The organism is Streptomyces sp. AN091965 (genome assembly GCF_022698285.1).
Classification (GTDB): domain Bacteria; phylum Actinomycetota; class Actinomycetes; order Streptomycetales; family Streptomycetaceae; genus Streptomyces.
The window spans coordinates 4,964,346-4,988,135 of the sequence record NZ_JALDMY010000001.1; the positions used below are offsets into that span (position 1 = coordinate 4,964,346).

Below are 23,790 nucleotides of genomic sequence, written 5' to 3' on the forward strand. Positions count from 1 at the left end.
GCTCCCGCGTGTGCAAAGGTGCCTCCACGCTAGCGTCATATCGGGCGCGGTGAACAGAGGGCCCCCTCCGTTCTTGCGATGATCGGGCCGTGACCACCACAGAGCCCCCCACACCGCCGCCCCCGCCGGAACCGCATGGGCATGGCCACGGGCACGGCCATGCGCACAGCCACGGCCCCGCCGCGCCCGTCTCCCGGCATCTGCGCAAGGTCATCGCCGCCGTACTGATCCCCTTCGCCACGGCTGTCCTCGTCGGCCTCGTGGTGCTCTGGCCGGGCGGCACCCCCGACCACGAGCGCACCGGCGTCGGCTTCGACCGGCAGACCCAGTCGGCCACCGTGGCGAAGATGGACACGCTCCCCTGCGAGGACGTGAACGCCTCGCAGACCCCGCCCAACGGCGACACCTCCACCCCCGAGGGCCGGTCCGCTCAGTCGCGCGCCGAGGGCACCTGCAAGAAGGCCACGATCAAGGTGACCAGCGGCCCGGACAAGGGCTACACCTTCACGGAGATCGTCCAGCCCGACTCCCCCCGGCAGCTGAAGCTGGGCCAGGGCGTGGTGGTCGCCTACGAGCCCAAGGCGCCCAAGGGCCTGCAGTATTCGATCGCCGACGTGAACCGCAAGGTCCCGATGGCCCTGCTCGCGGGCATCTTCGCGCTGGCCGTCGTCGTGGTGGGACGGCTGCGCGGCGTCATGGCCCTGGTCGCCCTCGCGGTGAGCTTCCTGATCCTGACCTTCTTCATCCTGCCGGCGATCCTTCAGGGCTCGAACCCCCTGGTCGTCGCCATCGTCGGGGCCAGCGCCATCATGCTGATCGCGCTCTATATGTGCCACGGCCTGACCGCGCGCACATCGGTGGCGGTGCTCGGCACCCTGATCTCCCTCCTCCTCATCGGCCTGCTCGGCTCGCTCTTCATCGGCTGGGCCTCCCTGACCGGCAACACGGACGACAACACCGGCCTGATCCACGGCCTCTACCCGTCCATCGACATGAGCGGCCTGCTGCTCGCGGGCGTCATCATCGGGTCCCTCGGCGTGCTCGACGACGTCACCGTCACCCAGACCTCCGCGGTCTGGGAGCTGCACCAGGCCAACCCGACGATGGGCTGGCGCGGTCTGTACCGCGCGGGCATCCGCATCGGCCGCGACCACATCGCGTCGGTCGTGAACACCCTGGTCCTCGCCTACGCGGGCGCCGCTCTCCCCCTTCTGCTGCTCTTCTCCATCGCCCAGAGCAGCGTGGGCACCGTGGCCAACAGCGAGTTGGTCGCCGAGGAGATCGTCCGCACCCTGATCGGCTCGATCGGCCTCGTGGCTTCCGTCCCCGTCACCACGGCGCTCGCCGCCCTGGTCGTCTCCGCCGACCGACCGGGCCCGGCCGGCCCGGCCGCGGCTCCGGGCGCCATGGTGGGCTCCCCGGTGGGCTCCTCACATCCGGCGGGGCCCGGTGCGCCGGGCGGGCCGGTGGGGCCCGGTGGGGCTGGAGGCCCTGGCGGGTCTGACGGCCCTGGTGAGCCCGGGGGGCCCGGTGGGCCTGGGGGAGCGGGCGGGCCGGGGCCTGTGGGCCCCACGGGGCCCGCCAGTGTCGCCTCGCCCCGCACCGGCGCCTCTCCGGCCCGGCCACGCCTCACCCGTGGCGGCACGGGCCGACGCCGAAAACCCTGAACTCCCCCTCGCGGGCCGGTCCCTCCCCCTTCCTCCCGGTCCCTGACCGCCCTGCGGCCGCTCGCCGTCGTCCGGTCACTCCCCGTGACAAGCACCAATCCGCCATCACGCCCCGCGCGCCGGGCGGTGCTCAGCCCGCGCTCTGCTCCTCCGCGAGGATGCGGTACAGCGCCTCGTCGAGATGCGTGTCGAAGTCGGCCAGCGACCGCTCCTGGCCCAGCGGCACCAGCTTGTCCGTCCGGTCGAGGAAGGCGAGCAGCGGCGCGATCCCCACCCTGAACAGGGCCTGGTCACCCCCCACTTGCAGCCTGATGACCACCTCGTCGAGCTCGTCGCGGCCGGTGGGCGCGATGTGCACATCCCCCTCGCCGCAGGCCCTGCCCACGCCGTCCACCAGCAACTCCCGCCCGAAGGCCCAGGTCACCGGGGCGTCACCAGGCAGGTGGAAGGTCAGCCGCACCGCGTAGGGATCACACGTCTCGTACCGCAGCTCCACCGGGATCCGGAACGAGAGATCCTCCGACACAAGGAAGCTCATCATGACCTCTGCCTGGACCGACTCTCGCATCGCCGCCTACCCCGTCAGTTGCCTTCCGTGGCCAGGAACCAACTCCCTGACACTCGTGTCATCTTGCTCAACGTGCACACCAGATCACAAGGAGTGAGTTTTCAGATGCTGATAGAGAAGGCGAGTGTCCTTAGTAGCTTTCCGAGCTCGCCCTGCAGGATGTGCGCCGCAGGCATGAGCCGGTCCACCTGACCCGACGGAACGGAGATGGCCATCGTGGCCGCCGTGGTCCCCACCGTGATCGGGATCGCGGCGCAGACCGTCCCCAGCGCGTACTCCTGGTGCTCCACCACCGGCGCCATCCGCCCCAGCGCGTCCAGCCTGCGCAGCAACGTCCGTTCGTCACGCACCGTGTTCGGCGTGAGCGACCGCACCGGGTAGCGGTCGAGATGCTCGCGCCGCGCCTCGTCGTCGAGCTGCGCCAGCAGGCACTGCCCGATCGCGTGCGCGTGACCGGTCTCCCGGAAGTCCGCCCACTCCTCGACGGCCGGATTGCCCGAGGTGTCAGCGATCGAGACGACCTCGATCTCGCCGTCGCGATAGATGGCGAAGTACACCGGCACGCCGATGGCGTCGCGCCAGTGCGCCAGGACGTCACCGAGCATGGAGCGCCGGTTCTGCTGCGCCGCGCTGGCCCCCAGCCGCTCCGCCGCCTCGCCGAGCACGAACACGCCGTGCTCCCTGCGCAGATAGCCTTCGTGCGTCAGCGTTCTGAGCAAGTGGTACGCCGTCGGGAGCGCGAGCCCCGACTCACGGGCCAACTGCTTCGCGGGCGCCCCGTCCTGGTGGGACGCGGCGGCCTCCAGCAGACGCATCGCCCGCTGCACGGAGCCGATCAGTGTCGGGCCGACTCCGGTTGAGCCGGTGTCGGGCGACGTCGACTCCGCCGAAGTCCTGGTTGCCGAAGCGTCGGGTGGGGAAGCGTCAGGCGCCGAAGCGGGAGTCGAGGCGTTCCCGCACGAGGTGGCTTCGCGTGCAGGGGCGTTGGCATGGGGGGAGGCGTGTGGGGGTGAGGCGTCAACCGTGGCCATGGGTCACTCCCGGTGCACATGGGGGTCCACCCGTGCCGGGGATACACGGGAGGGGGCAGTGGTCCCGCCTGCGGGGACGGCCCCGCGTCGGTTTTCGGACTCTAACCCTTGGCCACCGCTCCGGGGTCCCGCGTGGGGAAACTTCCCCCTCGGGAGGGAATCGCGTGCTACTTCACCTGTCGGTGTGCGATGACTTTCGCCAAACGGTGCCCACTGGCTTCGGTCCTCGCTGACTTCGGTCCTCGCTGACTTCAGTGGTCACTGACTTCGGTGGTCACTGCGCGAGGATTTACTGATCAGCGCGCGACGGCCTCACTGATCGGTCGGCTTGCCCCCCGGTCGGGGTGCTTGGCTTCGCTGGTCGGTGCGACAAAGTCGTCGGCGAGCACGGCGCGTCCCCCGGGCGACCTGCTGCGAGACCCCCAACCGGCCTGCCCTGAAATGCCTCGCCGGTCTCTCGCGAGCTCCCCCGTCGGCCCGCTGCGGGCCCCGTCCGCACGGGACGGGCTCACCAGTCGGCGTGCGACGAGCCCCGGGACGAAGGCGAGCGGGATATGAACTTCCGCACCAGATAGATCAGTCCGCCGACCAGGGCCACGAAGAGCAGCACCTTGAAGAGCAGAGCGAACACGAAGCCGATGACGCTCGCTATCAGCCCGCCGAACACGACCAGAGCGACGATCGGCACCGCGACCCACTTCACCCACCACGGCATACCCGCGAAGATCTCTCGCATTGCCTCGCCCTTTCCCGTTTCTCCATCACTGCGTTCAGTTCTCCGCCACTGCGCGGATTCCTTGTGTCTCGCATTCGATGCTAGGACGGAAAGAGCCCGTTCGGGGCCGCGAGATCCCTTGTCCGCCCCTGACTCGTCCCCTAGGGAACCCCGGGGTTCGGACCCTGATCCAGTCCCTGCCCCCGGCTGACGTGCCCAAGTCTCCCCAGGCCCCCCCCCGGCCGGACGGCCCGACGACGGGAGGCCGGGACGCCCTACGCCTTGAGGCGGACAGCCAGGCGACCGGGCCTCTCCCACACCGTTGGCCCGGGCCCGGAGAGACGTAGCTCACCTCACGGGCGGCGAGAGCACGCGCATCACCGCTCCGGCGGTGAGAACACGACGAGAACCCGCAGGTCCTCGGTGATGTGGTGGAACTTGTGCGGCACCCCGGCCGGGACGTACACCACGCTGCCGCGCGCGACCGCCGTCGTCTCCATGCCCACGGTGATCGACGCACGGCCGCTGACGATCATGTACACCTCGTCCTGGCGGTGGGGCTGCTGCGGATCGGTCTCCCCGGCGTCCAGCGCGTAGAGCCCGACCGACATGTTCCGCTCCCGCAGAAACTGCAGATACGCGCCGTCGTTCGCGGCTCGCTCCGCTTCCAGCTCGTCCAGTCGGAATGCCTTCATCGCTCTTGTGCGCCCCTTGCCCCAGGTCGTGGACCGACCGCTGTCTCCGTACGTCTGCCACGATCAGACACATGAAGAATTTCGTAGTCAAGACGCTCGCCAACGCGGTGGCTCTGGCCGTCGCGGTCTGGCTGCTCGACAAGATCACGCTCACCGGCGACAGCACGGGCGGCAAAGCGCTCACGCTGCTCGTCGTCGCGCTGCTCTTCGGCCTGGTGAACTTCCTGGTCAAGCCCGTCGTACAGGTGCTCACCTTCCCGTTGTTCGTGCTGACGCTCGGCCTGATCACCCTGGTGGTCAACGCCTTGATGCTGCTCCTGACGTCGTGGCTCTCCGACAAACTGGATGTCAGTTTCCACGTCGAGGGCTTCTGGACCGCGGTGTTCGGTGGCCTGATCATTTCGATCGTCTCCTGGGCGCTGAACGTCGCCCTGCCCGACCACAAGGACTGACCCGACCGATGCCCTCCGCCACCCCGTCGCCCCGCCCCGCTGCCGTGCCGTTCAGCGTCTGCTTCGTGTGCACCGGCAACATCTGCCGCTCCCCCATGGCCGAGTCGGTCTTCCGCGCCCTGCTGCGCGACGCCGGTCTCGAAGGCCTCGTCCTGGTGGACAGTGCGGGCACCGACGGCTGGCACGAAGGGGACGCGGCCGATCCGCGCACCGTCGCCGTCCTGGCGTCGGCGGGCTTCGACACCACGCACGTGGCCCGGCAGTTCCGGGAGGATTGGTTCGCGCGGCTCGACCTCGTGGTCGCGCTCGACCGCGGCCACGAGCGCGCCCTGCGCCGCCTGGCGCGGACTCCGCAGGACGCCGACAAGGTACGGCTGCTGCGCTCGTTCGACCCCTCGGCCGAAGCCGCCGACGACCTCGACGTCCCGGATCCGTACTACGGGGACTTCGTGGGCTTCGAGGAGTGCCTGAAGATGGTCGAAGCGGCGTGCGAGGGCCTGCTCGACGTCGTACGGAAAGCGGTGGAAGGACGGCCGGCATGACGGAACCGGAGCAGATACGCGCGGCGGGCGCGGGCCCCGCGACGGCCACGGGCTCCAGCTACGGCACGGCCCCTGCGCCGACGGCGGGCACCGGCGACACGGGCTCCTCTCCGACGGCGAACTCCAGCGACACTGGCCCCTCTCCGACAGCGAGCCCCACCGCCGCGCCCGGCCGCGCGCGACCGCTGGGTACGGGCGACGGCACGCGCGCCGTGCGCGCCGGGCTCCCCGAGCCCGTGAAGCATGAGCCCACGCTGCCGGGCCCCGTCTTCGCCGCGCACTTCCATCTGCCCGGCGACCCCACGGGTCCGTACACCTACGGCCGCGACGAGAACCCGACCTGGACGCTCCTGGAGCGAGCCATCGGGCAGCTCGAAGCCCCGGACCACGCGAACGGCGACGTGAAGACGCTGGTCTTCTCCTCGGGCATGGCCGCGATCTCCGCGGTGCTCTTCTCCCAGCTGCGCACCGGCGACGCCGTGGTGCTGCCGACCGACGGCTACCAGGCGCTGCCGCTGGTCCGTGAGCAGCTCACCGCGTACGGCATCGAGGTCCGCACCGCGCCCACGGCCGACGACGCGCAACTCGACGTGCTCGACGGCGCCCGGCTGCTGTGGCTGGAGACCCCTTCGAATCCCGGCCTCGACGTCTGTGACGTCCGTCGACTCGTCGACGCGGCACACGCGCGTGGCGCCCTGGTCGCCGTCGACAACACCCTCGCCACCCCGCTCGGCCAGCGCCCGCTCGACCTCGGCGCCGACTTCTCCGTGGCCAGCGGCACCAAGCAGCTCACCGGCCACGGCGACCTCCTGCTCGGCTACGTGACCTGCCGGGATGCCGAGCACACGGCCGGCGTGCGGCGTTGGCGCAAGATCGTCGGCGCCATCCCGGGGCCCATGGAGGCCTGGCTGGCGCACCGCTCGCTCGCCACGCTCCAGCTGCGCGTCGACCGGCAGAACGCAAACGCCCTGGCTGTCTCCGAGGCGCTGCGCGGCCACGCCGACGTGACCGGCCTGCGCTACCCGGGCCTGCCCGACGATCCCTCGCACCAGATCGCGGCCCGGCAGATGCGGCGCTTCGGGTGTGTGGTCTCGTTCGTGCTGCCCTCACGCGCGCGTGCGGACCGTTTCCTCGACGCGCTGCGGCTCGTGGACGACGCGACGAGCTTCGGAGGTGTGCGTTCCACCGCCGAGCGGCGCGGCCGCTGGGGCGGGGACGCCGTTCCGGAAGGATTCATCCGCTTCTCGGCCGGGGCTGAGGACTCCGAGGACCTGGTGGCCGATGTGCTGCGTGCGCTGGACGAGACCGCGGACTGAGCTCCACCACCGCCCGGCCGGGGCCTGCCCCCGTACCCGGCCTCCGGGACGGACGTACGGGGCTACGTACATCGGACGGTCCGAGCCTCCCCCCTCGTGGCTCGGACCGCCCTCGGTTCTGCGCGCGAAGAACCGCGCGAACAAGGCTAGTTGACTCTGTGTCAGTGTCCAATCACAGTAGCGACAGCAACCTATCGACAAATTTATAGTTGTGCTGCGCCGGGGGCCGACAGGGAGGAGAGGTGACACCATGGATCTGGCCCTGTTGCGCACGTTCGTCACGGTGCACCGAGCCGGCTCGTTCACCCGCGCCGCCGCTCTCCTCGGCCTGTCCCAGCCCGCGGTGACCTCGCAGATCCGCACGCTGGAGCGCCAGCTGGGCCGTCCGCTCTTCCTGCGTCAGGCCCGTGGCGTCACCCCGACGACCATCGGCGACGAGCTCGCCCACAAGGCCGCCCCGCACCTCGACGCACTGGTGGAGATCGCCGAGGCCGGGCTCGACGAGGACTCGTCGATTCGCACCCTGCACCTGGCGGGGCCGCCCGAGTTCACGGCGGAGCGGGCCCTTCCGGCCCTCACCTCGCTGACCGGGGCCGACGGGCAGGGTTTCGCCCTGCGCGCGTCGTTCGGCAACGCCGAGGAGGTCCTGGAGGGGCTCGCCGCCGGGCACCACGACCTGGCCATCACCACCGCCCGCCCCCGGGGTGCTCTGCTCACCGCGACACCGCTCTGCGACGAGGAGCACGTCCTGGTCGCAGCACCGCGCTGGGCCGCCCTGATCGGCCCCGGCAAACTGCGCCGCAAGGGCGCCCTGACGGTCGAGAACCTGCCGGTCGTGGAGGTCCACGAGTCGCTGCCGCTCGTCTCCCGCTACTGGGCCGCCGTCTTCGACTCCCGTCCGGCCGCGTCGGGCGCCGTCATCGTGCCGGATCTGCGGGCCGTCCTGGCCTGTGTGATCCAGGGCGCCGGACTCGCCGTCCTGCCCCGCTATCTCTGCACGCCCGCCCTGGAGCGGTGCGAGGTCGTGGCGCTGCTCGACCCCGCGGTGCCCCCGCTGCGGACGTACTTCCTCGTCGTACGCACCGGCACACTCGCCATGCCGCACATCGCGCGGGCGCACGAGTGGCTGCTGCGCGCTGCGGTCGACTGGACGTAAGGCGAGCCCCGACTGGTTCGCGATGTTTCACGTGGAACAGTCCGGGCCACATTTCTCCCATGACCGTCCGACCAGTGGTCAAGCGCACCGCACGTGCCGTCCTTCTGGACGGGAACCATCTGATCCTCATCAAGCGGACCAAGCCCGGCGTGGATCCGTACTGGGTCACCCCCGGCGGTGGGGTCGAGGCCGAGGACGCGACGGTGGTCGACGCGCTCCACCGCGAGGTCCACGAGGAGCTCGGCGCCAAGATCACTGATGTGGTGCCGTGCTTCGTGGACACGGTCGAGCACATCGGCGAGGACGGTGGTGCCACCGGCGTGAAGGTGCAGCACTTCTTCGTCTGCCGCCTGGAATCCATGGACCCGGGCCAACGGCACGGCCCCGAGGTCGAGGAGCCGAGCGGCGAGTACGAGATCGTCCGGGTGCCGTTCACCCGTGTCGGCATCGCCTCGGTCCATCTCGTGCCGTTGTCGCTACGGCACTATCTGGACGGCAATATCGAGGGCGTACGCGCGATGCACGCGCCTGACCTGGGCTGAAGCTCCTGGCGAAGAGGCTTGGCGCCACTTTTGTGCGCTGCCTCTGGTGCCGCGGTGGTCGGCCGCCCGTGTGCGTCAGCCGCCTGTGCTCATCGGCGGTCCACAGCGGTCAGCCTCCCGCGGCGACCAGTTCCTCCACCGAGTCGTGCCTGATCCGTCCCGCCGGTATGCCCACCTCCCGCAGCGCGTCGACACCGCTGCGGATCATTCCGGGCGGGCCTGACAGATACGCGTCGTACTCGTTCCAGGGTCCGTACTCGCGCACCGCGTCCGGCAGCTGCGCGCGGGTGTCGACGACAGGGCGAACGGCCAGCCAGGGGTGCGTCTGCTGGAGCCGCAGCATGGTGTCGATGTCGTACAGGTCGTGGTTGGTGCGGGCACCGTAGAACACCTCGACGGGGCGCCGCCTGCCGTGCTCGGCGACGTCCTCCACGAGGGCCTTGATGGGGGCGATGCCGGTTCCGCCGCCGAGACAGAGCAGCCCGCTGTCCGTGCTGTGGTCGACGGTCATGGAGCCGGACGGCGGTCCGAGCCGGAGCACGTCTCCGGGGCGCGCGTGGTGCACCAGCGCGTTGGAGACCCAGCCCGCCGGGACCGCCTTGACGTGGAAGGAGAGCAGCCCGTCGGAGCGCGGCGCCGAAGCGAAGGAGTAGTGCCGCCAGATGCGCGGCCACCACGGCGTCTCCAGGCTCGTGTACTGCCCGGCGAGGAAGGGGTAGGGCTGGTCCGGGCGGACGGTGATGACGGCGATGTCGGACGTCCGCAGGTCGTGCGAGACCACCTCGGCGTACCACCAGGCCGGCGCGCGCAGCTCGTCCTCGGCCGCCGCGTCGATCATCACCTGGGAGATCGTCGTGTACGTACGGACCCATGCGGCCTCGGTCTCGTCGTCCCAGACCGCGCTCGCGTACCGGCTCAGCGCCCCGATCAGACACTCCCCGACGGCCGGGTAGTGCTCGGACTGCGTGCCGTACTTGCGGTGCCCGCGACCGAGGTTGCGCAGGTAGTCCACGAGGACGTCGGCCTGGTCTATGTGCTCCGCGGCGGTCAGCAGGGCCGTCAGGAGCCGGTCGCGCTGGGTGTCCATCGCCGCGGGGAACAGCGCGCGCAGGTCGGGGTGGCGGGTGAAGAGCAGCGCGTAGAAGTACGAGGTGACCTTGTCGGCGATGGGGGCGATTTCGGCCATGGTGCGCTGGACGAGAACGGCATCGAGGGACGGGGCGGGCTCGGGGGAGGCCTTGGGTAGGTCAGGGAGGGCTTGAGCGCCGGGTTCCGGGGCCGCGCTTCTTGCAGCCGAAGCTTTGCTTTCCGGGCTCGTGCCCCCTGCGCTCGGAGCGGCGAAATCCGCGCTCGCGCCTTCGGCGGCCGGGACGCTGGCTTCCGGGTCCGCGGCCCCTGGGCCCGGAGCGGCGAAATCCGCACCCGCGCCCTCCGCGGACGGCATGCTGGCCCCCGGAGCCATGCCCCCTGCGGCCGGAGCGCTGGCTTCCGGGCCCGTGTTCTCCGTAGCCTCCGCGTCCTCGGCAGCCGGAGCCACGGCCTCGGGCATCGGAGGTCTGGCTGCGCCTTCGGGAGCCGGAAGCGTCGCCGTGCCGCTGCCCGGCGCGGCAACCCCGGTGTTCCTGAGGCTGGTTGGCGTGCGCCCTGCCACCGTCCACCATGAAGTCTCCGTGGCCGTACGGAGGGATGCATCGGGCGTGGGCTCCCGGGCAGCTTCCGCTGCTTCCGGGACCGGCTCAGGAGTCGGCTCCGGCGCGGCGGGCCGGGCAGGCGGTATTCGCCCCGCCTCGGCTTCGGCAGGCCCGGCGGCCGGTCTGCCGAGAGGCCGTATGGTCGCTACGCGCCGCCCCTCGGGCACCTGGCGGCGCGTGCGCTCGAGGCCCTCCGGCCCCTCCTGGCCCGGCTCGGCATGCTCCGCGCCGCCCCCGCCCTCGTCGGAGGCAGCCGCCTCCTCCGGCCGCTCCGGCGGCCTCCGTGGCGTGAACCAGTTGCCGCCGTGCCCGGAAGTGCCGTTGCCCGCCGACGTGGTGGTCGGAGCGTCCATGCTGTGCCTCGCCTCGAACATCTCTCAGTCGGTCCGCGCACTTCCTCACCGGAAGGTGCTTGCTTTCCCGCCTTGCCTCGGCAACCCATGTTGATCACATTGAACCCTGACGCCCCACGCTTTACGGACAAGTAGGGAAAGATGTGACATTGGCCGCAGTCACCTCTCCCGCAGCATCGCATCCACGCCCGTCGTGCGGGGCCCTTAGCCGGAAGAACGGGTCCTCGATCTCTTTACCCCGTTAAACTTTGCTGATCCGTGCGCGCCTCCAGGGGTGCGTCTCCCGCGCACCCGGCGCGCACCGAATCCCACCCGGCTTGAACCGGACTCGACCATACCGGCACCCGTCGAACACACAAGTGCCCTTCTTTCATTCGGAATTCCGGGATCCACCCTCTCCCACCGCTTCCCTTACCGACGCGCGCACCAATGCGTACGCCTGCCGCAGATCCCGCCCGACGTAGGAATGAGTGGCCAGGTCGACCAGCCGCGCATCCGCGTTGACCGCGACCGAAACCGGCACCGCGGCGAACAGATCCAGGTCGGAGAGCGAGTCGCCATAGGCGACGCAATCGGCCCGGTCCACGCCGAACTCTTCACAGAGCCGGTTCGCGACCTTCACCTTGGCCGCCGCGTTGAGGATGCCCGTGGGGTCCACGGGCTCGCGGAACGGCACCGAGGGGAAGCGGGAGCCGTGCGCGGCATGGGCGCCCCAGCCGAGCAGTCGCTCGACGAAGAACGAGGGCGAGAGCGAGACCACGGCGCAGTAGTCACCGTTCGCCCGGATCTCGGCCCAGGTGTCCTGGATCCCGGACAACCAAGGCGCACCGTCGAAAGCCGTCCCCACATGGGCGTCCGTGAGATCCGCCCACAGCCCGTGGACCCGTACTCCGTACTGAGCCGAATCGATCTGCCCCGAGACGAAATCCCGTTCAAGTGCGGCTATTTCTTGTTCCAGCCCCAGTTGCCGGGAAATCTCCACGGGTGCCGCCGTGCCGTACAGCAGCGTTCCGTCCAGGTCGAAGAGGTGTAGGCGCGCCATGTACGCCGAGGCTAGTACCCACGGTTACTCCCGCTGTCAGACGCCGTGGTCTGCTGCTCCCGGCACGGTGTTTCACGTGAAACTACGTCGCCCCGCACGCCGGGCCACCCTCGTCGTCCATGTCGCCGCCTCGGCGGGCTGGCTCGGGCTCACCCTCGGGCTGCTCGCGCTCGCCACGGCCGCGACCACCACCGACTCCCACCCGACCATTGAGGCCTCCGTCCGCGCGATGAAGGTCTTCACCGACTGGCTCGTCCTCCCCCTGGCACTCCTCACCCTGCTCAGCGGCCTGCTGCTCTCACTCGGTACGTCCTGGGGGCTCGCCCACCATCGCTGGGTGTACACGAAGTTCTGGCTGACGCTGGCGACGACGGCCGCGTCGACCTTCGCGCTACGGCCTGGGATCAACGAAGCAGTCGCGACCGTGTCCGCGGGGGACGCTCTGGCCAGTTCGACCGACCTCATCATGGGACCGATCGTCTCCCTCAGCGCTTACCTCTTCATGACGGTCATCTCCGTGCTCAAGCCCTGGGGGCTGACTCGGCGGGGCCGCCGCCTGCGCGCCGCTCACCAGCGTGGTCAGAGGAAACTTGGCGAAAAGCAGCGTGCTTCTCCCCACAAAGAGGTGGACGCCGAGGTCATGCGTCAGACAGCCTGACCCGCGTGTCGACACCTACCCTCTCCGCACTGCCCATCCGTAGGCTCACGCCTCGCGACCTCACCGCCTGTGCCGATCTGTCCGAGGACCGCGGCTGGCCCCGCGAGGAACACAAATGGGGGCTGCTGCTCTCGGCCGGGACGGGCTACGGCATCGACGACCCCGACGGCCCCGGCCTCATCGCCGCGTGCGTCGTGACGCAGTACGGGCCGTACGAGAACCCAGGACTGGCGGCGATCGGCATGGTGCTGGTCGCCGAACGGCACGCCCGCAAGGGCATCGGCCGCCATCTGATGCGCTCCGTCGTCGAGGACGCGGGCACCACCCCGCTGACCCTGCACGCGACGCCCAGCGGCCGCCCCCTCTACGAGGAGCTCGGCTTCAAGACGACCGGCCGCGCCGAGATGGTCCGCGGCCGCTTCTCCGTCGACGGCTCGGACGCACAGGTGCCGGACATCGCCACCCGAGCGGCGACCGCGGAGGACCTGCCCGCCCTGGTCCGGCTCGACACAGAGGTCTTCGGCCTCGACCGCACCCCCATCATCACTCGCCTCCCGGCCTTCACCGATCAGCTTCGGGTCGCGGAGGCGGCCGGCGAGATCATCGGCTACGCGGGAGCCTGGCCGAACATGGAGACCCACGTCGTCGGCCCGCTGGTGGCCCGGGACACGGACACGGCCAAGGCGCTCATCGCCTCGCTCGGCGCCCGCACCGACCGCCCACTGCGCACGGACATCGACGTCCGCCACGAGGAACTGCTCGCGTGGGTGAAGGCACACGGCCTGGAGTCCATCGCCTTCAACTCCGTGATGACGTACGGCATCCCGGAGCTGCCCGGTGACTGGACACGCCGGTTCGCTCCGCTGACGGTGGCGGCGGGCTGAGCGCTCAGGACCGCTTCCACGCCGAAGCCCGCCCTCACCTGCCGTGACTCTTCCGGCGGTGAGGGCGGGCTTTCCCTTGGGGCCCGGTCGGGCCTGAGGAGGTGGGGCAAGGGCTAGACGAGAGCCTCCACGGCCGTCGTGGCGAATCCGTGGTCCTGCTCCGGGGCGCCACCGCCGACACCGATGGCGCCGATGAGGCGGCCGTCACGGTGGACGGGCACACCGCCCGCGATGAACAGCAGCGGCCGGTCGAGGGCCGTCGGCAGCGTGTGGAAGAGGCCGCCGGGCTGGACCGCATCCACGAGGTCGGCGGTCGGGGTGTCCAGCTGGAGCGCGGTGTACGCCTTGCGCGTGCTGGTCTCGCCGGCGATCAGCACCGCCCGGTCGTCACGCCGGAAGGCGAGGAGGTGGCCACCTGCGTCGAGGACAGTGACGCTGACGTGGACTCCGGCGGTGTCGGCGGCGCGGTGCGCGGCGCTCACGAGGGCCTCGGCGTCGGAGATGGTCAGCGGGGCGACGGCGGTGGGGGCGGGGGTGGTGCTCACGAGGAGTCTCTCCTTGGTGGAACGGTGTTTCGGTGAGGCCCCTCGCCCCGGGCCAGTGGAAGCCGGGGCGAGGGAGGCTTGGGGTCAGTGGTGGGCGGCCGCCGCGTGCTCGGGCACGGGGGTGGCGCCGGTGACGACCTTGGTGGGCGCGGGGGACCGGCGCTCCAGTGCCGCCGAGAGGAAGGCGAGGACGAGGGCGGACGCGGCGAGCACGGCACCGACCCAGTTCGGGGCGGTGTAACCGAAGCCCGCGGAGATCACGATGCCGCCGAGCCAGGCCGAGAGGGCGTTGCCCAGGTTGAAGGCGCCGATGTTGACGGCGGAGGCGAGCGTGGGTGCTCCGGAGGCCTGGTCGAGGACCCGCTTCTGCAGCGGCGGCACGGTGGCGAAGCCCAGGGCGCCGATCAGCATGATGGTCACGGCCGAGGCGATCTTGTTGTGCGCGGTGAGCGTGAAGACGCCGAGGACCAGGGCCAGCGCGCCGAGCGAGACGTACAGCATGGGCATCAGCGCGCGGTCCGCGAACCGGCCGCCGATCAGGTTGCCACCGACCATGCCGAGGCCGAACAGGACGAGCAGCCAGGTCACGGAGGATTCCGAGTAGCCGGCGACCTCCGTCATCATCGGCGTGATGTAGGTGATGGCCGCGAACACGCCACCGAAGCCGAGCACGGTCATCGCCATGGCGAGCAGCACCTGCACGTTGCGGAACGCGCCGATCTCGTGGCGCAGGCTCACGCCCGCCGGCTTGGGCAGGTCCGGTACGAGCTTGGCGACACCGGCGAGGCCGACCACACCCAGGGCGGCGACGATGACGAAGGTGATCCGCCAGCCAATGGCCTGGCCGACGAACGTACCCAGCGGGACGCCGACCACATTGGCCACGGTCAGACCCGAGAACATGGTGGCGATGGCCCCGGCCTTCTTCTCGGGGGCGACCAGCTCGGCCGCGACGACCGAGCCGATGCCGAAGAAGGCGCCGTGGGCGAGGGAGGCGACGACGCGTCCGGCGAGCATCACGCCGAAGGCCGGTGCGACGGCCGAGAGCAGGTTGCCCGCAATGAACAGGCCCATCAGGAGCATGAGCATCCGCTTGCGCGAGATGCGGGTGCCGAGGGCGGTCATCAGCGGGGCACCGAGCACGACGCCCAGGGCGTAGCCGGTCACGAGGAACCCTGCCGTGGGGATGGAGACGTCGAAGTCACCCGCGACCTCGGGAAGGAGTCCCATGATCACGAACTCGGTGGTCCCGATTCCGAAGGCCCCGATCGCTAGGGCCAGAAGCGCGAGAGGCATGGAGCTACCTTCCAAACGATTGCGGGAGCGCTTAACGTGCGTCCACAATAGTTGCAGACGCGGGTTAATTGCAAGCGCTGGATATTGCAGCAGTGGACTATCCTGGACGCAGCCGCTCTGGGACGCAGGAAGACGGAGGAAACGCCATGACAGCGACCGACCCCGCACTCACCGCGCTGGCCCAGGGCTGGTGCGCGCTCTCCCTGCTCCACGGGAAGATCGAGTCCCATGTGGAGCGGGCGCTCCAGGCCAAGCACGGCCTGAGCGTGCGGGAGTACAGCCTGCTCGACGTGCTCAGCCGCCAGCACGACGGCGAGGGCGGCCATCTGCAGATGAAGCAGGTCGCCGATGCCGTGGTCCTCAGCCAGAGCGCCACCACCCGCCTGGTCACCCGGCTCGAGGAGCGCGGTCTCCTCCTGCGCTACCTGTGCCCCACCGACCGGCGCGGCATCTACACGAACGTCAGCGAGAGCGGCACCCAGCTCCTTGCCGAGGCTCGGCCCACCAACGACGCGGCCCTGCGCGAGGCCCTGGACGAAGCTGCGCAGAACCCTGAGCTCGCCCCGCTGGTCCGAGTCGTCGAATCGGTGCGCGCGCCTGTGTGAGACAGGGCCTGCCGGGGCGGCGAGCGCCGGGGGCGGGTGGCGAGCGTCGGAGGCGCGCGGCGAGCGCATGAACCGGCAGTCGCCGCCTCAGCCCGAGAGCCCCACAGGCCCCACAGGCCCACAGGCCCACAGGCCCACAGGCCCACAGGCCCACAGGCCATCACCTCCGAGGCCGCACCCCCAGGTCGCCGCCGAGCCCACGCCCTCGCCCTCGCCCAGCGGCCTGCGCCCTGAGGCCTGAGGCCTGCGCATAGGCTGCGGCCATGGGAGATCTTGAGATACGACCTGCCGTCGCCGATGACATCCCCGCGATCGTGGCCATGCTGGCGGACGACCCCCTGGGCGCCCAGCGCGAGTCGCTGGACGACCTCACCCCGTACTTCCCCGCCTTCCAGCGGCTCGCCGAGGACCCGAACCAGCACCTGGTCGTCGCCGTCCGCGAAGGCCGCGTCGTCGGCACGCTCCAGCTCACGATCATTCCGGGCCTTTCCCGGAAGGGCGCCACGCGGTCGATCATCGAAGCGGTACGAGTGCACGCCGAGGAGCGGGGCAGCGGCCTCGGCACCCGGTTCATCGAGTGGGCCGTCGCTGAATCCCGGCGCCAGGGCTGCCAGTTGGTGCAGCTGACCTCGGACGCCACCCGCACCGACGCCCATCGCTTCTATGAGCGCCTGGGCTTCACCGCCTCACACGTGGGCTTCAAGCTCCAGCTCTGAAACGGGCGGTCACGCTGCTGAACGGCCGATGCCGTACGAAGCGAAAGATCCAGGTTGTCCTGCTTCGCTGTTTCACGTGAAACGTGAAACAGGACAACCTGGGCCTCGACTCCGCGCCGAGCCCCGGTCTGCGATGGGTCCTTGCCCGAGGTCGGTGCTCGACCGCAATCAGCCCTTGACCGCGGTCAGTTCCCTGTTCGCGGTCTACGCGAGGCCCCGCCACCCCTCCGGGTCCACCCCGCCGGGCACCGGAGCCTTCGCGTCGTACGGCTCCCGCGTGAAGACGAACGACCCCAGATCGAGATGGCTCACCGAACCGTCCGGTCGCCGGACCGCCCGCAGGAGCTCGCCCGCGTAGTACCCGTCGAGCCCGGTCCACGTCCCGTCACCGTTCGGCCGGAAGCGCGAGCCACGACCGCCGCCCGCGAGCGGGCTCAGCTGGACCGCGCCATCAGCCGCGAGACGCAGCACCTGGGCACTCGTCCCCCAGTACCAAGGTCCGGTCAGCTCCAGTACGGCCGGGTCGACCTCGCGCAGCGGCCGCCAGGGCTCGGGGATGCGCGGCTCCGCCTCCGCCACGATCCCTACGAGCTCGGCCGCCACCGTGGCCACCGGGAGACCGGAGGTGCAATTGGCAAGGACCACGGCCGCGACATCGGCCTCCTCGCAGGTCCACAGGCTGGCGACGAAGCCCGGCAGCGAGCCCGTGTGCCCGATGAGCGCGCCGCCGCTGAACCGAACGATGCCGACACCGAGCCCATACGTCTGCTCCGCGTCACCGAGCTCCGCGACCGCCGCCGACGCCTTCATCTCCCGGACCGTGTCGAGACAGAGCACACGGTCATCGCCCCGCATCAGGAACACGGCGAAGCGCGCCAGGTCAGCCGTCGTCGACCACAGCTGCCCGGCCGGAGCCATGAGCCCCAGGTCCTCCACGGGCTCCGGCAGCAACACATCAGCCCACGGATGCACCGCCCAGCCACCCGCGTGCGGAGCCATCGGCTGCCCGCTCGTACGGTTCAGGCCGAGCGGTTCCAGGACCTCCCTGCGCAGTACCTCCTCCCACGGCGCACCACGCAACGCCTCGATCAGCGAACCCAGCAGCGTGTAGCCAGGGTTGGAGTAGTGGAAGCGGTGCCCCACCGGGTGCTTGAAGGGCTGCTCCCCCAGGACGTCACTCAGCTCGGGCCGCAGTGACGCGGAGCTGCGCTCCCACCACTGCCCCGGCGTCTCGGCCGCGAGTCCGCCCCGGTGCGACAGGAGTTCAGCGATCGTGACCTCGCCAACGCCGGTGCCCGGCAGATGCTTCTCCAGCGGATCGGAGAGATCGAGCATGCCCTCGTCGCGCAACCGCATCACCAGAACAGCGGTGAACGTCTTGGTGATCGATCCGATGCGATACTGCACGTTCTCGTCCGGCCCATGGCCGTCGACCGAGGTCCGGCTCCCCGTCCACACCAGCTCACCTCCCCGCACGACGGCAGCGACCAGGGACGGCGCTCGCCCCTCCGTCTGAGCAGTGGCAATCCGATGGGTCAAGGCGCGGCGCGTAGAGGGAAGCAGCTCTTCGTTTGTCATGGGGCCAGTTCATACGGGCGTGTGCCCGGGCGTCGAGCCCATTACGAACGCGTCCGTGTCCACGGGCCGCCACCAGTCCGCGTCCTGCCTGGCCAGGCCATGTTTCACGTGAAACGTCCACGCTTGCGTACGGGTTGTTCTTGTTCGGCCTGGCTGCGGCCTGCCCGGCGAGGATGCCGAGTCCAAGGACGTACTCAGGGCGCCCGGCCGCTCGGGCGGACAAGGGCGCCCGCCTAGTGACCGGAATCGCCGCGCACCCCATACGGTCGCACCTGTGACCCACGTCTCGTCGGCGCATGTCACGAATCAGCGGCCCCACTCTGTCTACTTTTCGACGCCGCACCGGCGGCGGACATCGGAGGGAGAGCGTGATGGCAGCGCACATCGTGGTTCTGGGAGCGGGTTACGCGGGCGTGGTCGCGGCCAAGTCGATCGCCAAGCAGGCCGGAACCCGGGTGACCTTGGTGAACGCGAGCGACCGGTTCGTCGAGCGGGTGCGGATGCACCAGGTCGCGGTGGGCCAGCAGGTGCGCCAGCGGCCGATCGCCGAACTCCTCACGGGCGCACCCGTGGAGTTCGTCGTCGACCGAGTCGTCGCCATCGACGCCGAGCGTCGCGAGGTCGTCCTGGCCGAGGCCGCACCCCTCGGCTACGACACGCTGGTCTACGCGCTCGGCAGCCTCGCCGCCCACGACGCCGTGCCGGGAGCGGCCGAGCACGCGTATCCGCTGGCCGTCGCCGAGGATGCCGACCGCCTGCGGGCACGGCTGGCCGCGGGCGGCACCGTCACGGTCGTCGGCGGCGGCCTGACCGGCATCGAGGCCGCGGCCGAACTGGCCGAGACGCGACCGGAGTTGAAGGTACGCCTGGTCACCGGCGGTGCGCTCGGCGCGGCACTCTCCGAGCGGGGACGGCAGCACCTGCGGCGCGTCTTCGCCCGCCTCGGCATCGAGGTACGGGACCACGCCAAGGTCACCGAGGTCCGCGCGGACGGCGTACTTCTCGCCGACGGCGCGCTGCTGCCCTCGGACACGGTGGTGTGGACGACAGGCTTCCGAGTACCGGAGATCGCGCGGGAGGCCGGTCTGGCCGTCGACGACCACGGGCGCGTGCTCGTCGACCCGACGCTGCGCTCGGTGTCCCACCCGAACGTCTACGCCATCGGCGACGCGGCCGCCGCTCGACGGCAGGACGGGCAGGAGCTGCGCATGGCCTGCGCCACCGGGCTGCCGTCGGCGGCCCATGTGGCGCGGTCGATCAGCGACCGTCTGGCAGGCCGCACCCCGAGCCCGCTGCGCTTCCGGTACCTCAACCAGTGCGTCAGCCTGGGCCGCCGCGACGGCCTCATCCAGTTCGTCCGGGACGACGACAGCGCGGTCGAACGCGTACTCACGGGCCGCGTCGCCGCCTGGTACAAGGAGTTCATCGTCCGGGGCGCCCTGTCGGCGCAGCGCCACCCGGGCCTCGTGAAGCTGACCCCGCGCGGGAGCAAGGCGGCGTAGCCCGACAGGCGTGCACCGTCCTGCCGCGCGCGCTATGTCTGGGCCATGTCCACGAAGCGCGAGTAGTGGCCCTGGAAGGCGACGGTGATCGTCGCCGTGGGGCCGTTACGGTGCTTGCCCACGATGATGTCCGCCTCGCCCGCGCGCGGTGACTCCTTCTCGTACGCGTCCTCGCGGTGCAGCAGGATGACCATGTCGGCGTCCTGCTCGATGGAGCCGGACTCACGCAGGTCGGAGACCTGGGGCTTCTTGTCCGTGCGCTGTTCGGGACCACGGTTCAGCTGCGAGAGCGCGATGACCGGAACTTCGAGCTCCTTGGCCAGCAGCTTCAGGTTTCGCGACATGTCCGAGACCTCCTGCTGGCGGCTCTCGGCGCGCTTCGAGCCACCGGACTGCATCAGCTGCAGATAGTCGATGATCACGAGCTTGATGTCGCTGCGCTGCTTGAGGCGGCGGCACTTCGCGCGGATCTCCATCATCGACAGGTTCGGGGAGTCGTCGATGTAGAGCGGCGCCGCCGAGACCTCGGGCATCCGGCGGGCGAGCCGGGTCCAGTCCTCGTCCGTCATCGTGCCGGAGCGCATGTGGTGCAGCGCCACACGTGCCTCCGCGGACAGCAGACGCATCGCGATCTCGTTGCGCCCCATTTCCAGGGAGAAGATGACGCTGGGCAGGTTGTGCTTGATGGAGGCGGCACGTGCGAAGTCGAGGGCCAGCGTGGACTTACCCATGGCGGGGCGGGCCGCGATGACGATCATCTGGCCCGGGTGCAGGCCGTTGGTGAGCGAGTCGAAGTCGGTGAAGCCCGTCGGCACACCCGTCATCTCGCCGCTGCGGGAGCCGATCGCCTCGATCTCGTCGAGGGCGCCCTCCATGATGTCGCCGAGCGGCAGATAGTCCTCGCTGGTGCGCTGCTCGGTGACGGCGTAGATCTCGGCCTGGGCGCTGTTGACGATCTCGTCGACGTCGCCGTCCGCCGCGTATCCCATCTGCGTGATGCGGGTGCCCGCCTCGACCAGGCGGCGCAGGACCGCGCGCTCGTGCACGATCTCCGCGTAGTACTCGGCGTTCGCCGCGGTCGGGACCGTCTGGACCAGGGAGTGCAGATACGAGGGGCCGCCGACCTTGGTGATCTCACCACGCTTGGTGAGCTCGGCAGCGACCGTGATGGGGTCGGCGGGCTCGCCCTTGGCGTACAGATCGAGGATCGCGGTGAAGACCGTCTCGTGGGCCGGGCGGTAGAAGTCGTGGCCCTTGAGCACCTCGACGACATCGGCGATGGCGTCCTTCGACAGGAGCATGCCACCGAGCACGGACTGTTCCGCGTCCAGGTCCTGGGGCGGTACGCGCTCGAAGGAGGGGCTCCCTCCGTCCCAGCCCCGCTCGTGCTGCTCGTCACGGCCCTGGCCGCCGTCGCGGCGCGGGCGGGACGCGGGCAGCCGGTCCCCCGGTCCGCTGTCGGCCCACGGGTCGTCCAAGGGCTCGGAAATACTCACCGGGCCACCTCCTCCCGTCCGCCGCGCGGACCTCGCCGTGCCCCTCTTTCCTACGGCACGACACTGACAAATAAGGGGGCCCAACTCCGGTTCTGACGCGTCGGATTTGCGTGGTTTCCCCGATGACAGGACGAGGCGGGCGCCGCACAACCGTAGGCCCGTCGGCACCGTCAGCCAATCTGGTTATCCACAGGCGTTGTGGATGACTGCCCCGATGCTGTGGAGAACCCCGGGAAACCTGTGCACGGCTCGGTGGACAGCCCTGTGAACAAGCCCTCAGGCGACTTCCCACAACCGCCCTGACCTGCATCTTTCCCATCCACCGGCTGTGCAGAAGAAAAACTTCCCCAGTCGGCCCAAGATCTCGTCGAACTGTGCCCGTTCCCGCGCCCACTCTCGACTTGGGTAAGGGTCCTAAGTCAATTGCATCTCTTACCTGTGGAAGATTAGATTGGTGCTCATGACACAGGCTCCCGCGGCGCCCAAGGCCGCCCGGCGACGACACGACCGAGAGATCGTCGCACTCGCCGTTCCCGCCTTCGGCGCACTCGTGGCCGAGCCCCTCTTCGTCATGGCCGACAGCGCCATCGTCGGCCACCTCGGCACCGCTCAGCTCGCCGGCCTCGGCATCGCCTCGGCCCTCCTGACAACCGCCGTCAGCGTCTTCGTCTTCCTCGCGTACGCCACCACCGCCGCAGTCGCCCGCCGCGTGGGCGCAGGTGATCTCCCGGCCGCCATCCGGCAGGGCATGGACGGCATCTGGCTCGCCCTTCTGCTCGGTGTGGCCGTGATCGCCGTCGCCCTGCCCACGGCACCCGCACTCGTGGGCCTCTTCGGAGCCTCGGACGCCGCCACGCCGCACGCTGTCACCTATCTGAGGATCTCGGCCCTCGGCATACCCGCGATGCTGGCCGTCCTCGCCGCCACCGGCGTCCTGCGCGGCCTCCAGGACACCAAGACACCGCTGTACGTCGCCATCGCAGGCTTCGTCGCCAACGGCGTGCTCAACGTGCTCCTCGTCTACGGAGCGGGCCTCGGCATCGCCGGGTCCGCCTGGGGCACCGTCCTCGCCCAGTGCGGGATGGCCGCCGTCTATCTGACCGTCGTCGTCCGTGGCGCCCGGCGCCACGGCGCCTCGCTGCGCCCGGACGCCGCAGGCATAAGGGCCTGCGCTCAGGCGGGCGTCCCTCTTCTGGCCCGCACGCTCTCCCTCAAGGCGATCGTCATCATCGCCACCGCCGTGGCCGCCCGGCTCGGCGACGCCGACATAGCCGCGCACCAGATCGTCCTGTCCCTGTGGAGTCTGCTGTCCTTCGCTCTCGACGCCATCGCGATCGCCGGGCAGGCCATCATCGGCCGCTATCTGGGAGCGGGCGACGCCCAGGGCGCCCGCGACGCCTGCCGCCGCATGGTGCAGTGGGGCTTCGCCTCGGGTGTCGTCCTCGGCTTGCTGGTCGTCCTGGCCCGCCCTGCGTTCGTACCGCTCTTCTCCGGCGACGCCGCCGTCCAGGACGCCGCTCTGCCCGCGCTGATCGTGATAGCCCTCGCACAGCCGATCTGCGGCATCGTCTACGTCCTCGACGGTGTACTCATGGGCGCGGGAGACGGTCCGTATCTGGCCTGGGCCATGCTGATCACCCTCGCGGTGTTCGCACCCGCGGCTCTGCTCGTCCCCACCCTCGGCGGCGCACTGACCTCCCTGTGGGTCGCGATGACGCTCATGATGACCGTACGCATGCTCACCCTGTGGCTGCGTTCCCGCTCGGGCCGCTGGATCGTCACAGGGGCCACGCGCTGAGGCGATGTTTCACGTGAAACGTGCCCTTCGTCTGGGCACCATTTCCTGATCCACAGCCGCGTCAAGGCACTCCAGCCGCAGCCGATGGAAGCTACTCCCGCTCAGCGCCATCCGCTCGCCCCACGCCACCCTTGCGTGACAAGGCCGTCCACGCATGACAAGAGGGCCGCACCAGTAGGTGCGGCCCTCTTGCTCAGTCCTGCGAAACGCAGCGCTAACGCGGCGTTCAGGCAGCGACGACCTCGACGTTGACCTTGGCGGCCACCTCGGGGTGCAGACGCACGGACGTCGCGTGGGCGCCCAGCGTCTTGATCGGCGCGCCCAGCTCGATGCGGCGCTTGTCGACCTTCGGGCCACCGGCAGCCGCGATCGCCGAAGCGACGTCAGCCGGGGTGACGGAACCGAAGAGACGACCGGCGTCGCCGGAGCGGACGGCCAGACGGACCTTGACGCCCTCGAGCTGGGCCTTGATCTCGTTGGCCTGCTCGATGGTCGCGATCTCGTGGATCTTGCGCGCACGACGGATCTGCGCGACGTCCTTCTCGCCACCCTTGGTCCAGCGGATCGCGAAGTTCCGCGGGATCAGGTAGTTGCGAGCGTAACCGTCCTTGACGTCGACGACGTCGCCAGCGGCACCGAGGCCAGAGACCTCGTGGGTGAGGATGATCTTCATGTTTCGGTCACCCTTCCCTTATCGCGCGGTGGACGTGTAGGGCAGCAGCGCCATCTCACGGCTGTTCTTCACGGCCGTGGCGACGTCACGCTGGTGCTGCGTGCAGTTGCCGGTCACGCGGCGGGCACGGATCTTGCCGCGGTCGGAAATGAACTTCCGCAGCATGTTCGTGTCCTTGTAGTCCACGTACGTGACCTTGTCCTTGCAGAATGCGCAGACCTTCTTCTTAGGCTTGCGCACAGGCGGCTTCGCCATGGTGTTTCTCCTGT

Annotated in this window: 24 protein-coding genes; 12 read left to right on the forward strand and 12 right to left on the reverse strand. The window is 70.1% G+C overall.

Annotation, left to right across the window (positions count from 1 at the left end):
- Positions 1 to 89 precede the first annotated feature (89 nt).
- Positions 90 to 1,667 carry a YibE/F family protein gene (locus MQV74_RS20945; protein WP_242719862.1) on the forward strand — a complete coding sequence of 526 codons (1,578 nt, stop codon included), beginning with the start codon at positions 90 to 92 and terminating at the stop codon, positions 1,665 to 1,667.
- Between the two features lie 130 nt (positions 1,668 to 1,797).
- On the opposite strand, the gene MQV74_RS20950 is transcribed toward MQV74_RS20945, so the two are convergent.
- From MQV74_RS20950 to MQV74_RS20965, 4 genes are all read right to left on the reverse strand, one after another.
- A complete protein-coding gene (locus MQV74_RS20950) occupies positions 1,798 to 2,235 on the reverse strand; it encodes an SsgA family sporulation/cell division regulator (RefSeq protein WP_242719864.1) in 438 nt (145 codons plus the stop codon).
- Positions 2,236 to 2,336: 101 nt separating this feature from the next.
- A complete protein-coding gene (locus MQV74_RS20955; protein ID WP_374120660.1) occupies positions 2,337 to 3,050 on the reverse strand; it encodes an IclR family transcriptional regulator in 714 nt (237 codons plus the stop codon).
- 724 nt (positions 3,051 to 3,774) lie between these two features.
- The gene (locus tag MQV74_RS20960; RefSeq protein ID WP_138960661.1) at positions 3,775 to 4,002 is read right to left on the reverse strand and encodes a DUF5326 family protein; all 228 of its coding nucleotides are present in this window, start codon (positions 4,000 to 4,002) and stop codon (positions 3,775 to 3,777) included.
- A 356-nt stretch (positions 4,003 to 4,358) separates the two neighbouring features.
- Entirely contained in the window at positions 4,359 to 4,676 is a 318-nt protein-coding gene (locus tag MQV74_RS20965; protein ID WP_144319868.1) for a cupin domain-containing protein, read from the reverse strand.
- Positions 4,677 to 4,747: 71 nt separating this feature from the next.
- Between MQV74_RS20965 and MQV74_RS20970 the strand changes: the two genes are divergently transcribed.
- The 5 genes from MQV74_RS20970 to MQV74_RS20990 all read left to right on the forward strand — a co-directional run bounded on the left by MQV74_RS20970 (position 4,748) and on the right by MQV74_RS20990 (position 8,684).
- Positions 4,748 to 5,128 carry a phage holin family protein gene (locus tag MQV74_RS20970; protein WP_242719869.1) on the forward strand — a complete coding sequence of 127 codons (381 nt, stop codon included), beginning with the start codon at positions 4,748 to 4,750 and terminating at the stop codon, positions 5,126 to 5,128.
- A 44-nt stretch (positions 5,129 to 5,172) separates the two neighbouring features.
- Entirely contained in the window at positions 5,173 to 5,670 is a 498-nt protein-coding gene (locus MQV74_RS20975; protein WP_308402383.1) for a low molecular weight protein-tyrosine-phosphatase, read from the forward strand.
- Complete coding sequence (locus tag MQV74_RS20980; RefSeq protein ID WP_242719872.1) at positions 5,667 to 6,986, forward strand: cystathionine gamma-lyase; 1,320 nt, start codon at positions 5,667 to 5,669, stop codon at positions 6,984 to 6,986. The genes MQV74_RS20975 and MQV74_RS20980 overlap by 4 nt, the downstream gene beginning before the upstream one ends.
- Before the next feature lie 250 nt (positions 6,987 to 7,236).
- Complete coding sequence (locus tag MQV74_RS20985; RefSeq protein ID WP_242719874.1) at positions 7,237 to 8,142, forward strand: LysR family transcriptional regulator; 906 nt, start codon at positions 7,237 to 7,239, stop codon at positions 8,140 to 8,142.
- A gap of 59 nt (positions 8,143 to 8,201) precedes the next feature.
- Complete coding sequence (locus MQV74_RS20990) at positions 8,202 to 8,684, forward strand: NUDIX domain-containing protein (RefSeq protein ID WP_138960666.1); 483 nt, start codon at positions 8,202 to 8,204, stop codon at positions 8,682 to 8,684.
- A gap of 109 nt (positions 8,685 to 8,793) precedes the next feature.
- Here MQV74_RS20990 and MQV74_RS20995 read toward each other — a convergent pair whose 3' ends face one another.
- Both MQV74_RS20995 and MQV74_RS21000 read right to left on the reverse strand, forming a co-directional pair.
- Positions 8,794 to 10,146 (reverse strand): globin domain-containing protein, encoded by a 1,353-nt coding sequence (locus MQV74_RS20995; RefSeq protein ID WP_441349344.1) that lies wholly within the window; start codon positions 10,144 to 10,146, stop codon positions 8,794 to 8,796.
- Positions 10,147 to 11,098: 952 nt separating this feature from the next.
- A complete protein-coding gene (locus MQV74_RS21000; protein WP_242719878.1) occupies positions 11,099 to 11,770 on the reverse strand; it encodes an HAD family hydrolase in 672 nt (223 codons plus the stop codon).
- Positions 11,771 to 11,846: 76 nt separating this feature from the next.
- Between MQV74_RS21000 and MQV74_RS21005 the strand changes: the two genes are divergently transcribed.
- On the forward strand, positions 11,847 to 12,428 hold the full coding sequence (locus MQV74_RS21005; RefSeq protein ID WP_242719880.1) for a DUF2269 domain-containing protein: 582 nt from the start codon (positions 11,847 to 11,849) through the stop codon (positions 12,426 to 12,428).
- A 5-nt stretch (positions 12,429 to 12,433) separates the two neighbouring features.
- Entirely contained in the window at positions 12,434 to 13,312 is an 879-nt protein-coding gene (locus tag MQV74_RS21010; protein ID WP_242719882.1) for a GNAT family N-acetyltransferase, read from the forward strand.
- A gap of 113 nt (positions 13,313 to 13,425) precedes the next feature.
- Here the strand turns inward: MQV74_RS21010 and MQV74_RS21015 are convergent, their stop codons facing one another.
- Both MQV74_RS21015 and MQV74_RS21020 read right to left on the reverse strand, forming a co-directional pair.
- A complete protein-coding gene (locus MQV74_RS21015; protein ID WP_242719884.1) occupies positions 13,426 to 13,857 on the reverse strand; it encodes a GlcG/HbpS family heme-binding protein in 432 nt (143 codons plus the stop codon).
- 84 nt (positions 13,858 to 13,941) lie between these two features.
- Positions 13,942 to 15,153, reverse strand: a complete 1,212-nt coding sequence (locus tag MQV74_RS21020; protein WP_242719886.1) for an MFS transporter — start codon at positions 15,151 to 15,153, stop codon at positions 13,942 to 13,944.
- Between the two features lie 146 nt (positions 15,154 to 15,299).
- Between MQV74_RS21020 and MQV74_RS21025 the strand changes: the two genes are divergently transcribed.
- The gene (locus tag MQV74_RS21025) at positions 15,300 to 15,758 is read left to right on the forward strand and encodes a MarR family winged helix-turn-helix transcriptional regulator (RefSeq protein ID WP_242719888.1); all 459 of its coding nucleotides are present in this window, start codon (positions 15,300 to 15,302) and stop codon (positions 15,756 to 15,758) included.
- A gap of 263 nt (positions 15,759 to 16,021) precedes the next feature.
- Positions 16,022 to 16,474, forward strand: a complete 453-nt coding sequence (locus MQV74_RS21030) for a GNAT family N-acetyltransferase (protein WP_242719890.1) — start codon at positions 16,022 to 16,024, stop codon at positions 16,472 to 16,474.
- Between the two features lie 204 nt (positions 16,475 to 16,678).
- Here the strand turns inward: MQV74_RS21030 and MQV74_RS21035 are convergent, their stop codons facing one another.
- Positions 16,679 to 18,052, reverse strand: coding sequence for a serine hydrolase domain-containing protein (locus tag MQV74_RS21035; RefSeq protein WP_242719891.1), 1,374 nt, complete (start codon positions 18,050 to 18,052; stop codon positions 16,679 to 16,681).
- Positions 18,053 to 18,423: 371 nt separating this feature from the next.
- Here MQV74_RS21035 and MQV74_RS21040 point away from each other — a divergent pair, with 371 nt between their 5' ends.
- The gene (locus tag MQV74_RS21040) at positions 18,424 to 19,554 is read left to right on the forward strand and encodes an NAD(P)/FAD-dependent oxidoreductase (RefSeq protein ID WP_242719892.1); all 1,131 of its coding nucleotides are present in this window, start codon (positions 18,424 to 18,426) and stop codon (positions 19,552 to 19,554) included.
- A gap of 32 nt (positions 19,555 to 19,586) precedes the next feature.
- On the opposite strand, the gene dnaB is transcribed toward MQV74_RS21040, so the two are convergent.
- Positions 19,587 to 21,050: a replicative DNA helicase gene (gene dnaB, locus MQV74_RS21045; RefSeq protein WP_172382873.1), complete on the reverse strand. Its 1,464-nt coding sequence runs from the start codon at positions 21,048 to 21,050 to the stop codon at positions 19,587 to 19,589.
- 460 nt (positions 21,051 to 21,510) lie between these two features.
- Between dnaB and MQV74_RS21050 the strand changes: the two genes are divergently transcribed.
- Positions 21,511 to 22,848, forward strand: a complete 1,338-nt coding sequence (locus MQV74_RS21050) for an MATE family efflux transporter (protein WP_242719893.1) — start codon at positions 21,511 to 21,513, stop codon at positions 22,846 to 22,848.
- Positions 22,849 to 23,074: 226 nt separating this feature from the next.
- Here MQV74_RS21050 and rplI read toward each other — a convergent pair whose 3' ends face one another.
- Both rplI and rpsR read right to left on the reverse strand, forming a co-directional pair.
- A complete protein-coding gene (gene rplI / locus MQV74_RS21055) occupies positions 23,075 to 23,521 on the reverse strand; it encodes a 50S ribosomal protein L9 (protein WP_138960678.1) in 447 nt (148 codons plus the stop codon).
- An 18-nt stretch (positions 23,522 to 23,539) separates the two neighbouring features.
- Positions 23,540 to 23,776, reverse strand: a complete 237-nt coding sequence (gene rpsR / locus MQV74_RS21060) for a 30S ribosomal protein S18 (RefSeq protein WP_003949403.1) — start codon at positions 23,774 to 23,776, stop codon at positions 23,540 to 23,542.
- Positions 23,777 to 23,790: the final 14 nt, after the last annotated feature.